Annotated in this window: 10 protein-coding genes; all 10 read right to left on the bottom strand. The window is 33.6% G+C overall.

Going from position 1 to position 14,026, the window contains the following annotated elements:
* The 10 genes from CSPA_RS03380 to rsxC all read right to left on the bottom strand — a co-directional run bounded on the left by CSPA_RS03380 (position 1) and on the right by rsxC (position 14,013).
* Positions 1–2,274: a pyridine nucleotide-disulfide oxidoreductase/dicluster-binding protein gene (locus tag CSPA_RS03380; protein WP_015390801.1), complete on the bottom strand. Its 2,274-nt coding sequence runs from the start codon at positions 2,272–2,274 to the stop codon at positions 1–3.
* 198 nt (positions 2,275–2,472) lie between these two features.
* Positions 2,473–5,202: a molybdopterin-dependent aldehyde oxidoreductase gene (locus CSPA_RS03375; protein ID WP_015390800.1), complete on the bottom strand. Its 2,730-nt coding sequence runs from the start codon at positions 5,200–5,202 to the stop codon at positions 2,473–2,475.
* Between the two features lie 71 nt (positions 5,203–5,273).
* Positions 5,274–6,296 carry a molybdopterin-binding protein gene (locus CSPA_RS03370; protein ID WP_015390799.1) on the bottom strand — a complete coding sequence of 341 codons (1,023 nt, stop codon included), beginning with the start codon at positions 6,294–6,296 and terminating at the stop codon, positions 5,274–5,276.
* 188 nt (positions 6,297–6,484) lie between these two features.
* On the bottom strand, positions 6,485–8,386 hold the full coding sequence (locus CSPA_RS03365) for a sigma-54-dependent Fis family transcriptional regulator (RefSeq protein WP_015390798.1): 1,902 nt from the start codon (positions 8,384–8,386) through the stop codon (positions 6,485–6,487).
* A 657-nt stretch (positions 8,387–9,043) separates the two neighbouring features.
* A complete protein-coding gene (rnfB, locus tag CSPA_RS03360; protein ID WP_015390797.1) occupies positions 9,044–9,850 on the bottom strand; it encodes an RnfABCDGE type electron transport complex subunit B in 807 nt (268 codons plus the stop codon).
* A gap of 18 nt (positions 9,851–9,868) precedes the next feature.
* Positions 9,869–10,444: an electron transport complex protein RnfA gene (locus tag CSPA_RS03355; protein ID WP_015390796.1), complete on the bottom strand. Its 576-nt coding sequence runs from the start codon at positions 10,442–10,444 to the stop codon at positions 9,869–9,871.
* The gene (gene rsxE / locus CSPA_RS03350; protein ID WP_015390795.1) at positions 10,444–11,067 is read right to left on the bottom strand and encodes an electron transport complex subunit RsxE; all 624 of its coding nucleotides are present in this window, start codon (positions 11,065–11,067) and stop codon (positions 10,444–10,446) included. Before rsxE ends, CSPA_RS03355 begins: the two co-directional genes overlap by 1 nt.
* Before the next feature lies 1 nt (position 11,068).
* The gene (locus tag CSPA_RS03345; RefSeq protein WP_015390794.1) at positions 11,069–11,635 is read right to left on the bottom strand and encodes an RnfABCDGE type electron transport complex subunit G; all 567 of its coding nucleotides are present in this window, start codon (positions 11,633–11,635) and stop codon (positions 11,069–11,071) included.
* A 4-nt stretch (positions 11,636–11,639) separates the two neighbouring features.
* Positions 11,640–12,677, bottom strand: a complete 1,038-nt coding sequence (locus CSPA_RS03340; RefSeq protein WP_015390793.1) for an RnfABCDGE type electron transport complex subunit D — start codon at positions 12,675–12,677, stop codon at positions 11,640–11,642.
* A 16-nt stretch (positions 12,678–12,693) separates the two neighbouring features.
* Positions 12,694–14,013 carry an electron transport complex subunit RsxC gene (gene rsxC / locus CSPA_RS03335; RefSeq protein WP_015390792.1) on the bottom strand — a complete coding sequence of 440 codons (1,320 nt, stop codon included), beginning with the start codon at positions 14,011–14,013 and terminating at the stop codon, positions 12,694–12,696.
* Between the last annotated feature and the right edge of the window lie 13 nt (positions 14,014–14,026).

Here is a 14,026-nt window from a genome sequence, read left to right as displayed (position 1 = left end):
TCATACCCCCGTTACATGCATTCTATGGCTATAAGCATTTATAATATTAAAAGAATCTTCAACTTTTTGATATTCCACCCAAAAGGTCACATTTACAAGTCTTCTCCATGCAAGAACATGTCCATTCTCAGGATTGAAAAAGCTATTCTTAGTTTTTTCTGCTTCACCTATTACTTTTTTAATATCAGATTCGAGAATGAGTTCATCTTCCATCTTATTCCTTATGTTATCATCAATAACTATTTTTAAATCTTCATATTCATCTTTTATTTCCATCAATTCACCCCAAAAATCCTTAAGCATTTTTTTCTTAAGCTTAAATCTATTTGCTCGTCTTTCAGACAAGGTTGGAACCTTTATATCTGAAATATTCTCTTCGTCATTTCCAAATATTAAATCTAAAATATGATAGGTTTTTTTACCTTTCAATGTAAATAAATCCCTACACATAGCACAGTAAGCAAGAAAATCATTGTCTGATTCCTTTATTCTATCTTCTGTTACTTCCTTGCTAAATTCCTTATTAGCAAAGTAAACAACTCCTCCAAAGCCACAGCACTTAGTGGTTTCCTTTGTATATTTAGGTTCTTCGATTTTATAGTTTAAACTCTTAGCAATATTTCTTATGCTCTCATGAATATTTTTTTCTTTCCTTGTAGTACAAGCATCATGTACTGCTAAGATTTTTCCATCTCCGAGTTTAACATCACTTGGAAGTCCATTTTCATTAAATACTTCCCAAAGAGATTTAATTTCTATATCACCCATACCAGTTGTAAAATTATTAAAACATGTAGAGCAGGCTGTTATAACTACTGGTTTACCCAAATTCTCAATATTAGCATAAATTTTTGCCATGCTATTTTTAAATTGTTCTTCTTGCCCCGCGAAATCAGCTGGTGCTCCACAACAGCCTAAATATAGGCCAACACCACCTTGAATCTTTTCCATTAAATATTTATACACCTTTATCACATAATCAGGATAAGTTGCACTTAACTGACAGCCTGGATAAAATACATAACTGCTATTGTTTGTGCCAGGTTCATGTTTTACTAATTCAAAATAGCTGCTATTTGTATATTCCATGTCCTTTAATGCAAAATCATGCGCAGACTGTGGCATTTTCTCCTTTGAAACCATACTTCTTCGCGTTTCTTTTATAATTTCTCCCATATCTATTCCAGTTGGGCAAACAGCACCACATAATCCACATTCTAAACAAGAATTTATTGTCTTATTTGCATAATGATCACCAAGAATTATTCTTTCATTTTGATTAATTGTTCTTATATAAGCTTTAGGATCTAATTTCTCCTTTTGAAGATGGATACAAGCTTTAACACACTTATGACATTCACATTGAATACATCTCAAGGCTTCATCAATTGCCTCTTCTCTACTAAAAGCAATATCTTTAGGTAGTATTCTCGGTAAAACTTCTTGATCATTTATCTCCACTTCAAGCACACTTTCATAAGCACCTTCTTTTCCTCTTGAAGCAGTAAGTGATTTCTTCTGAACAAACCTATCGAGTGATACAGCAGCACTTCTTCCTGTTGCTACTGCCTGTATAACTGACTCATTTCCTGTTACAAGTTTTCCTCCAATAAAAACTTTCTCAATCTGTGTCTGTAGTGTAGCTTCATCAATATCAAATTTTTCTTTCCATTCACCTGTACCAATATAAACTCCATCATATTCAGCAATAATATCTGTTAATTTTTCTGGAGTCACTTCACTGTTCAATTCTATTTCAATACCTAAATTTTCGATCTTGCTGATTTCTTCTTGTATTAATTTTAGGTCCAATTTTTCCTTATAAGCTTCAAAAATAGTATTTGCAAGCATATTTTCCTTTTCAAAAATATCAACACTATAGCCTTTTTCATTAAGATCACAGGCACAAGTAACTCCACTTATCCCCCCACCAATTACTGCAATTTTTTTAGAAAGTTTAGGAATTGGCAGTTTTTTTATTTTTGCATTTTTCCCATAAGCTATTACAGCTTTTTCAAGTTCGTGAATTGAAATTGCCCCTCCTAGATTTTTTGTTATGCAGAAATCTTCACAAGGATGATCACAAATTAAGCCTATAATATTAGTAAAGGGCATTCTTTTTTTTAGTATTTTATATGCTTCTTCAAAATTTCCTTTTCCTACTTCTAATGTAATTCCTTTGACATCAACATGAATAGGACATTGAGTATTACATGCAGGCGGATTATCATTTATGCACCTGTCCTGTATAGAAAGAAGTTTATCTAGATCCATTTGACACCCCCGTTTTCAGTTTACAGTTCACAATTTACAGTTTACAGTTGAACTGAAGAGTTATTCAATTTACAGTTTGAAAATTGATTATTGACAATTGATAATTGACTACTACGTATTGATCCTTGATTTTTTTAGCTAGAGCCCAAGGTATGTTTTTGCATCTTACATACCTTAGGCTCCAATACTAAAATAATATTACTTATTTAATTTTTTCAAACCAGCAAGTATCTTTTCTGGAAGTGCTGGAAGATGTGTTATTCTAACTCCACAAGCATCATAGATTGCATTAACAATTGCTGCATGTGGTGCAGATAATGGCATTTCACCAGCACCTGATGCCCCATAAGGTCCAAGTGGTCTTGGAGTTTCTAAATAAAGTAATGTTATATCATCAGTTACATCTCTTACTTGTGGAATTCCACAACCAGTCAATGTTGTATGTTTCTTAAGATCCTCAAAGTCTTCAGTTAACGCAAGACCAATACCTTGAGCTAAACCTCCAAGAATCTGACCATCAACTACAAGTTTATTTATAATAACTCCAATATCAGATGCTATTACTAGTTTTTCAACTTTAGCTTTTCCAGTATTTATATCTACTTCTACCTCTGCCAACAATACTCCATACATGTATGTTGGGAATGGATTTCCTTGTGAAGTTTCTACATCACATGCTGTACAAGGCGCTGTCCATTTTCCATAATATTTAACTGGCTTTTCTTCTGCTATCATTTCATGATAACTTCTGTAAGTTCCATCTGGTTTCTTCATGCCTTCAAGTAAGTTTTCACAAGCAACTCTAGTTGCATTACCTGTAAGAACATTTGAACGGCTTCCACCTGCTGGTCCACTATTTGGTGTAAAATTCATATCATTTAATACTAACTTGATATTTTCTGGCGTAAACCCTGCTTTTCTTAAGGTCTCATATGATATTGCTAAAGTTCCCATATCTGCCCCTTGTCCATGATCTTCCCATGAGTTTCCAACTATTACACCATCTTCTGTCAACTCTGCCCAAGCTTCAGACGTATCAGGTCCATCAAGTCCACAGCCATAAATCAATAATGATATTCCAGCTCCATATTTTTTATCAGTGCTTGTCTTATTCTTTTCATTTGCTGTTTCCTTTGCTTCCTTATAATAAGGTCTAATCATATCAAGTAATTGTGGAAGAACAATTACATCTGGTTCGCAACCATTAGGAGTTGTATCACCTTGTCTATAAACATTCTTATATCTAAATTCTAGTGGATCCATCCCAATTTTTTCAGCAAGTTCATCAATCAACACTTCTGACGCAAACAAACTTTGTGGTGAACCATATCCTCTGAACGCTGATCCCCATGCATGATTTGTGGCAACAGTTCTTCCTTCTCCTCTGATGTTATCAATTCTGTAACCTGCACCCATAAATTGCGATCCTCTTGTTGTAAGCAAATCACCAAACTCAGAATATGGACCATGGTCAACAGACCAATCTGTTTCCATTGCTTTTATTTTTCCATCTGCATCAGCACCCATTTTTATATGCATATAGAATGGAGATCTCTTTCCAGTATAAGTAATTTGTTGGAACATGTTAAATTCTAGATATACTGGTTTTCCTGTTTCAATTGCTGCAACTCCAAGTAAGGCTTCAATTGTAGGACTAAATTTATAACCAAAAGTTCCTCCTGTTGGATTTTGAACTATTGAAATTTTATCTACTGGAAGACCAATACCATCTGCTATCATAAGTGCATGGAAATGCAGTGCAACACTCTTTGAGTGAATTACTAATTGCCCATCTTCATTAAAATACGCGAATCCAACGTCTGGTTCAATTGGCAAGTGAGGTTGTCTTCCTACATATGAATCATCTTCAACAACATAAGATAATTCTTCCATCAAAGGTGCTGTATCTTCACCCTTGACAACTCTTGTTTCAAAATAAATATTAGGGGTTCCTGGATGTATTTCAATAGCATCTTCTGCCATAGCAGCTGGTGCACTCATATATGCAGGTAATTCTTCAATTTCTACAACAACTTTTTTAGCTGCATTTTCAGCATGAGTAGGTGTATCTGCAAGAACCATTGCAATTGCATCACCAAATTGGAATATTTTCTTATCATTTAATATTGGTCTTTCAAGTCCATCACCTTTGTTTGATGGGAATGCTAAACCATTAATTCTATTTGTGCCTTTTACATCTTTATAAGTAATAACTTTATATACTCCAGGCATCTTTTCAGCTTCAGCTGTATCAATTGAAATAATATTAGCATGAGAAACCGTTGCTTGAACAAGTTTAATATGTAAAGTATTTTCTGGAAGCTTTAATCCTAGATCAGCACCAAAGTCCCAAGTTCCAGTAACTTTCGCACAAGCAGAAGGTCTTACTGCATCAGTACCCAATAAAGTAGCACCAACCGGAAGTTTAAACCACAACTGCTCTCTTGTAACTTCACCTCTAATTAATCTAGCAGCTTCCATTACAGCATCTATTAAAGGTTTATATCCTGTACATCTACAAACATTTCTGTTTTTTTGGAACCAATTTCTTACATCTTCTCTTGTCGGATTATTATTTTCATCTAAAAGTGCCTTTGCACTTACTATGAAACCAGGGGTACAAAATCCACATTGCGCTGCTCCATGTATCATCCACGCAAATTGAATATGATGTAAATCATCTTGAGTTCCAATACCTTCAATAGTAATAATTTCAGCTTCATCTGGCACTCTTTTCATTCTAGTTATGCATGACTTAACTACTTTACCATTCATTATGACATTACAAGCACCACATTCACCTATTCCACAGCCAACCTTGGTACCAGTTAAATGTAATTGTTTTCTTAAAACATCAGAGAGTGAGCTTTCTGGGTCAATAATTAGAGTCCTGCTAGCTCCATTAATTTTAATTACCTTTTTTAACATTTCGAATCCCCCTTATTTGAATATTATATATAAGAAGGTGGTGTCTTAATTTAAAAGACATAACCTTATTACTACCACTTTCCAAAACTACAAGCTGGGAAAGTACATATTTCACAATTTAAACACATTCCCCCATGCCCTAACCTTGCAATATCTTCTCTTTTTATCTTTTCACCAGCTACAACCCTTGGAAGCATAAGATCAAATATTGTACGTTTGCTATACATTACACAGCCTGGAAGTCCTAAAACAGGTGTTTCATCCTTATATGCAATTAAAAACATAGCTCCTGGAAGTACTGGCGCACCATAAGATACTATATTTGCTCCAGCTTCTCTTATTCCAGCTGGTGTAACATCATCTGGATCTACTGACATACCACCAGTAACGATAATCATTTCAGCTCCGATTTCTAATAATTCATTGACTGCATCTACAATCATACTTGTGCTATCAGAAACCAAAATCTGTTTTATTACTTCGCTCCCAACTTCAGCCAGTTTTCTTTTAATAACAGGGCCAAATTTATCTTCTATTCTTCCTGTATAAACTTCACTACCAGTTGTAATTACTCCAACCTTCATAGCTTTTAATGGTTCTACCCAAATAATAGGTCCTTCTTCTTCGCAAATTATTTCTATATGTTCAATTTTGTGACTATCAATTAAAAGAGGTATTATTCTAGTTCCTGCAACTACGCTTCCTTCTTCCACAACAATATCAGTATGTAAAGTTGCAAGCATCGCTTCATCTATTGTATTTATCCTCTCCATGACTGAATAATTCACTTTCAGCAAACCTTTACATTTTGCAATTAAACTCACCTTTCCTTCAGATGGTTCATTAAAAATAATTTCCTTACCTGCTACAGCTTTAGCCATCCTTTCTCCAGCTTCATTTTCATGAAGTATTCCCTCTTGCATTTCCCAAACATAAATGTTTCGCTTCCCCATATCTAGCATTTTAGGTATGTCTTCTTCATTTATTACATGGCCTTTTTTAAATGCGACTCCCTTAAATTCTCCTGGGACTATTTTAGTTAAGTCATGGCATAATACCATACCTACTGCCTCTTCAACTGGAACAGACTTCATTTTTACTCCTCCTAACTGCAGACAGATTCTTTGCCTTTTATTTGGTATACAATAATATACAAGCAAATTCCGTGCCAACATGAAATCTGCCTTTAATCCTTCTATTTTCTTAATTTTAAAATCACATATTTTAATATCTGCTTTTTAAGGACAATAACTGTTCCATTTTGACACAAATAATTCAATAATTACTGTTCCATTTCAGAACAGTGTTCTATTTTGGAATAGTTGATATGAAATTTTTCAATTTTTCTATATAAAGTATTTCTTCCAATTTCTAATATACTAGCAGCCAAAGTCATATTACCATTAACTTCTTTTAAAACTTTTATAATATGCTGCCTTTCAATCAATTCCAGGCTATTATTTTGAGCTAAGCACATTATATTTTTTTCTCCCTCACCTACTTTATTCCCAAGATTAAATTGTAATTCTTCTGAATTTATTATTAATTCGATAACATTTTCTAATTCTCTAATATTCCCTGGCCAATCATAATTCATTAGATATTTTATATATTCCTCAGGAATATCCATACTTTGTTTTCCAAGTTTTTCAGATATTTTTTTCATATAATAATTTATTAATTCTGGAATATCATCTCTTTTATCTCTAAGTGGAGGTAAATTTATTGGCAAAACATTCAACCTATAATATAAATCTCTTCTGAACTGTCCTTTTTCTATCTCATCTTCTAGGCATTTATTGGTTGCAGCTATAATTCTCACATCAATAGGTATTTCTATTGAACTTCCTATCCGTGTAATTACATTCTCTTCAAGTACTCTTAACAATTTTGTCTGCATATCAACAGGCATTTCTCCTATTTCATCTAAAAAAATTGTTCCTCCATCAGCAATTTCAAATTTGCCAGGGCTCCCTCCCTTTTTAGCTCCAGTGAATGCTCCATCATCATATCCAAATAACTCTGATTCTATTAGTGTTTTAGGAATTGCACCACAATTTACTGCAATAAAAGGCTCCTCTTTACGTATGCTATAATTATGAATTGCTTGCGCAAAAACTTCTTTTCCAGTACCACTTTCACCTGTTATTAAGATCGTTGATTTACTATTTGCTATCTTTTTAGAATAATCAACTATTTTTGTAAATTTATCATTTCTTCCTATGACTTGTTCGAAAGTATACTTTGCCTGACCACCTAATATTTTCCCTGCAAGTTTTCTAGCTTTTTTAAATTCATTAATTACAATAGTAATTTCTTGAATATTCATTTCTTGATCATATATTGGGTACAAAGTAAGTGTGCACTGCAATTTATTAATTTTTGCATTAATATGTAAATCTTCATTAATAAAATCTCTCTTAATATTAATATGTTGAATTATTTCTTCCCAATTTTGAAGAAAATCAGAAACTTTCATTTTTTTAATTTCATGCCTGGTACTTCCAAACAGCTTGACTGCATAACTATTCATTGTAGTTATATTCCCTAATAAATCACAGGTTAAAATTCCTGAAGAAATTGAATTAAAAGTAGTCTCTAAACGTCTTTTTGAAATCTCAAGCATTGAATTATATTTGCTAATCTCAAGCATAGTTTCTATAGCATCGGCTGCTGCAACAACCATTCCTAAGGTATGTGGATGAGCATTTCCTTTATAGCCTGTCAAATCAATACATCCAATTATTTCTCCATTTATATCTTTAATTGGTGCAGCTGAACATGTCCACTTATGATATGCTTCAATAAAATGGTCTTCCCCTGAAATCTGAACTGGAGACTTTTTTGATATTGCTAAGCTCATTGCATTTGTTCCAATGTGAGCCTCATCCATATATGCTCCCTGTATCATTTTTAGTTTTGTAGCTTCACTCAATATTTTTTCATTTCCTATTACATTTAGTATGCAGCCTTCATTATCACATAATGTTGCAAAGAACTCAGACTCCTTAACAAAATTATACAAGCGATTCATGAAGGGAGTTGCCACTAAAATAAGATTCTTATTTCTATCGAGTATATCTCGAAGCTCTTCTCCTTTTACTATCTTAGCACTATATAAATTTCTTGATAGTATTCCCATTTTAATAGATCTTGTATGCGATTCTTTGATGTAATTTTCCATATGCACTCTTCCCTTTACCCAATTTATTAATTTTTTTAATATATAAGTTCTGATAAAAATTCTACATTGATCAATAGAAATTCTGAAGGAAAAGTAAGTGTCCAAAAAGTAAATATCCAAATTTTACATTTGGAAACATGAACTTTCTCCTTTGGAGCTTTCATCATTCATTGGTCACAAACTACCCATAAAGGGTATAAACTCTAAACTATACATTGTTAATTGCACTATATTTTCTGTATAAAAGTAATAAGTGAAAAGTATTACTTTTAATTCAGCATTTTTAACTTCTCACTTATTACTAGTCTTTTATTTAATTTTCAAAATTCAATATTAATATAGATATCATAATTAATAATCAAACTTATAGACGGGATATAAATCCACTTTTGAGAAATTATAATCGTAACACTACACTAGAAATCTGATACATTTTTCTGGAGCAGGCATGTGAAATTGAGCTGTTGAAGGTTCTTAATGGGAGCTTGTTTCATTTCAGCTCGTCCGGATTTTACATCTGGAACACGCTGAAATGACGGCAAGCTCACATTTAGAACCTTCCAGCGAAAATTTCACTAGTCCTGCAGAAGACAAATGTATTGGATTTCGGTAATTGGTGCATAAATCTAATTCTCGTGTTAGATATCTATATTTTTATTAGTTTGCAATTTTTATTGCCCCTGTTGGACATTTTGCTAAACAAGTTGCTTCACTGCATTTCTCAACACATATTTGAGTATTTACTACTGCAAGATTATTTTTAATTTCAATTGCTCCATAGCTGCAATTTTTTGCACAAAGCCCACAGCCTATACATGCAGCAGTACATAATTTTCTAGCAATAGCTCCCTTGTCCTTAGAATTACAATCAACTTTTACATGACTGTTAATTCCTATCATTTGAATTACATTCTTTGGACATGATTCTTCACATTTTCTACATCCAGTACATTTTTCCTTGTTTACAATTGGTAATCCATTTTCTCCCATTGTCATAGCACCAAATGGACAAACGCTTACGCAAGTACCAAATCCAAGACACCCATGTTTACAGCCCTTAGGACCTCCTTGAACTAAACTTGCAGCTTTACAGTCTTTTACTCCTTCGTAGCTATAACTTAAAGTTGCCTTATCAATCGTTCCTTTACATCTAACATGAGCAATTCTTGGCTCAACTTTTTCAGCAGCTTTTCCTGTGATTTCAGCTACAAGCTTTGCCACTGCATCTTTACCAGGAACACATAAATTTGGAGCAACATCTGGATTTTCAACAACAGCTTCTGCATATGCTGCACATCCTGCATATCCACATGCACCACATTGTCCTTTAGGAAGTATATCTTCAACTTCATGAATAAGAGGATTTACCTCCATTGCGAATTTTTTATTTGCATAGGCAAGAATAAGACCAAATACTGCTCCAATTCCACCCAATACAATTATAACCATTATTGCAGTAAACATAATTTACACTCAACTCCTTTATATCATTCCTGAAAATCCTAGGAATGCCAATGCCAACATACCTGCCAATACAAATGCAATCCCTGTTCCTTGTAAAGGCTTTGGTACATCTGCATAAACCAATTTTTCTCTTAAGCTTGCCATTAGTATTAAAGCAAGTGAGAAGCCCATACCTGAACCTATTGAGAATACTACACTTTTAGGGAATGAATATCCTGAATCAATACTTAAGATTGGTACAGATAATACTATACAGTTTGTTGCTATTAGAAGAAGATAAATTCCCCACATACTATATAATGTAGGTGCTTGTTTTTTAATAATTACTTCTAACAATTGTACAAAACTTGCTATAAGTATTACAAAGACAATTGTCCTTAAAAAGGTCAACCCTAAAGGTGCAAGTACAAAATTATATACTACCCAAGCTAAGGCTGAACTAAGTGTTATAACTGAAGTAACTGCCATCCCCATCCCTATGGATGCATCTAAACTCTTAGAAACTCCAAAAAATATGCAAAGACCTACAAATTTTGTTAATACAAAATTGTTTACAAGTAATGAACCTACAAACAATGTAAAATATTCCTTCATTATGCTTCACTTCCTTCTGTTTTTTTGGCTTCTTTATGCTCACTATGAAGTTTAATTGCTCCTATCATATAGCCAATTAATATGAATGCACCAGCTGGCAAAATCATAATTAATGGAGCATTATACCACTCTCCAAGAACTCTATACCCAAGAATTGATCCACTTCCTAAAAGTTCTCTTATTACAGATATAGCAAGCATTGCTAGGGTGAACCCACATCCCATACCAAAACCATCAAGGAAGGATGGTAATACTTTATTTTTTGATGCAAATACTTCAGCTCTAGCTAATATTATTGCAAAAACAACTACTAAGTCCAAATAAATTCCAAGAGCACTATATAATTCTGGTGAAATTGCCTGTAATATAAGTTCCACAAGGGTTACTATAGTTGCTATAAAGGTAATATATACTGGTACTCTAACCTTTGGATTTACAAATTTTCTTGTGAGTGATACCACAACATTATTTGAAGAGATAACAAATGTTACACATATGCCCATTGTTAGTGCATTTATTACTGATGATGTAACAGCTAATGCAGGACAAAGACTTAAGCATAGTATAAATATTGGATTTTCATCATATAAACCTTTGCTAAAAATTTTCCACTTTTCCTTCATATTACTTACCTCCTGCAAATTCTGTCACTTCATGGACAGCATTTTTAACAGCTAATGTTACTGCTTTAGATGATATTGTTGCTCCTGTCATAGCTTGAATATCCTCTTTATCAGAAGCATCTTTTGTGACTGTTAAATTTTGCTCCTTCTTTCCTTTAAATTGACTTCTAAAAGGCTCTTTTGAGGCATTATCTCCAAGACCTGGTGTTTCATTATGTGCCAAAATCTTATAATCTATTACCTCTCCAGATGGCTTAATAGCTACAAGCATTTTAATTTCTCCACCATATCCTTTGCTTTCACCTGGAACCACGTAGGCAACAATTTTCCCAGCCTTCTCAGCTGTAAACCACTCAGTTTTTCCTGATACTGCTTTAAAACTATCTGCATCACTAACCAAGGCTTTCATAGATTCTTGTTTTGATATTTCTCTCTTTTGAGCTGCAATTGGTGCAGTAACATAATATACTAGTCCTATTATTAACCCAGAAACTAAACAAGTTATTACTAAATTTATTGCTATCTCAAAAATTGAATATTCCTTTTTAATAGTATGTTCATTGGACATTTCTCTACCCCCTTGCTCCAAATTGTTTTGGCTTAACAAAACGATCAATCAATGGTGTTACTGCATTCATTAATAAAAGTGAGTAGCAAACACCTTCTGGATATCCACCTAACAATCTAATTAAAGAAGTTATAAGTCCTGCCCCTACAGCAAAAATTATCTGACCTTTTAAAGTTATTGGAGCAGTTACCATATCCGTTGCCATGAAAAATGCACCTATAATTAATCCTCCAGCCATCATATGAAATATTGGGTCACCAGTAAATAAACCTGCTGGTCCAAAAATCCAAGTTACTAGCCCAACTGTTCCTATCATACAAACTGGAACTTGCCACTTAATATATCCTTTATATATAAGAAAAATTCCGCCTAAGACAAGTAAAATAGTTGAAGTTTCTCCTGCACTTCCATTTCTTGTGCCAAGGAACATAGCTTTATACATGTCCATATTACTTCCAAAGGTTTCAATTAACTTAGCATATCCTTGTTGCTTTAATATGTTTAATGGTGTAGCACTACTAACTACATCTACAGAGGTTGTCATCTTAGTCCATGTAGTCATTGCTACTGGCCAAGATACCATTAATGCGGCTCTTCCAATATGAGCTGGGTTGAAAATATTGTATCCTAATCCACCCATAGAGTGTTTAGCTATTACTATAGATACAAATGAACCAGCTATTATCATATATACAGGCAGACTTGGTGAAACACACATTGCTAAAAGCACACCAGTTAAACATGCACTTCCATCAAAAGCTGTAATTCTCTTTTTTTGGAACTTTTGTACCAAATATTCAAAAGCAACCGCTGAAGCTCCTCCTACAATTAAATTAATTAGTACTGGAAAACCAAAATAAAATATTGAAAAAATAGCAGCTGGCGCTAAAGCTAAATTTACATTCCACATTATTTTTGAAATTGATTCATCACATCTAATATGAGGTGATGCTGAAACAGTGAATTTTTCTTCCTGAACTTCAATTCCTTTTGGTTTAATATCTTGTGTTTTAGTATCTTTTACTACTACTTCGGAACTCATTTTAACCCTTCTTCCTCTACTTTTTTTGTGCCTGTGCTGCATTTAGCGCTTTTGAATATCTTATATATTGAACGATATTACGCTTTGCAGGACATGTGTAAACACAACTTCCACATTCTATACAATTTAATAAACCATATTCTTCTTTTGCTTCTTGGAATTTATGACGTTCTCCAAGTATGCTTAACATACTAGGTACCAATCCCATAGGACATGCTTCAACACATCTACCACATCTAATACAATTGTATTCTTCTCCAGTATTTACTTTATCCTTACTTAATGCCAATATCCCTGACACACCTTTAATTACTGGTACATCGGTCGTGAATTGAGCAAAGCCCATCATTGGACCTCCCATAATTATTTTTTTAGGAGTTTTCTCATAACCTCCACAATAGTCAATTGCATCTTTAAAGGTTGTCCCTATTCTTAACAATAAGTTTTTAGGTTCTTTTATAGCATCACCAGATACTGTAGTAACTCTTTCAATAAGTGGAATTCCATTAACTACCGCATCGCATACTGCTACAGCTGTACCAACATTTTGTACAACAACCCCTACATCCATTGGTAATCCACCTTGAGGAACTTCACGGTCAGTAAGTACTTTTATCAACATTTTTTCTGCACCTTGTGGATACTTAGTAGGCAGTGCTACAACTTCAATAGAAGTACCTTTAAAAGCTTCTTTCATAACTTCAACAGCTTTAGGTTTATTATTTTCTATTCCAACAAAACCTTTAGTAACCCCAAGAGTTTTCATAAGTATTTTTACTCCAGTTACTATACGGTCAGCATATTCAAGCATCATTCTATAATCTGCTGTTAAATAAGGTTCGCATTCAGCAGCATTTAAAATAAAAGTATCAATTTTCTTATCTGGACTTGGCGAAAGCTTTATATGAGTAGGAAAAGTAGCTCCTCCCATTCCAACTATTCCAGCACCCTTTATTATGTCTTTTATTTCTTGAGTCTCTAGCTTATCCCAATCACGTTGCATTGGAATACCTTCAGCCCATTCATCTAATCCGTCATTTTTTATAACAACAGACAGGCATTTTACCAACGAAGTATGTGGCATATCTTCAACTTTGATAACCTCTCCGGAAATTGATGAATGAATTGGGCTATGCATAAAAGCATCACTTTGCCCTATAACTTGTCCTTTTTTTACTTTATCCCCAACTTTTACCACCGGAACGCAAGGAGCACCTATATGCTGACTCATAGGAATGATAACAGTTGAAGGTAATGGCGGAATTTCAATAGATTTTTCAGAAGAGTATGCTTTGCTGTCTTTAGGATGAATTCCTCCAAGAAAACTTTTTAACATTAATGATCACCTC

It is taken from the genome of Clostridium saccharoperbutylacetonicum N1-4(HMT) (assembly GCF_000340885.1).
GTDB classification, from domain to species: domain Bacteria; phylum Bacillota; class Clostridia; order Clostridiales; family Clostridiaceae; genus Clostridium; species Clostridium saccharoperbutylacetonicum.
The sequence above is the reverse complement of the archived record's forward strand: the minus strand, read 5'-3'. Positions and strand labels throughout refer to the sequence as shown.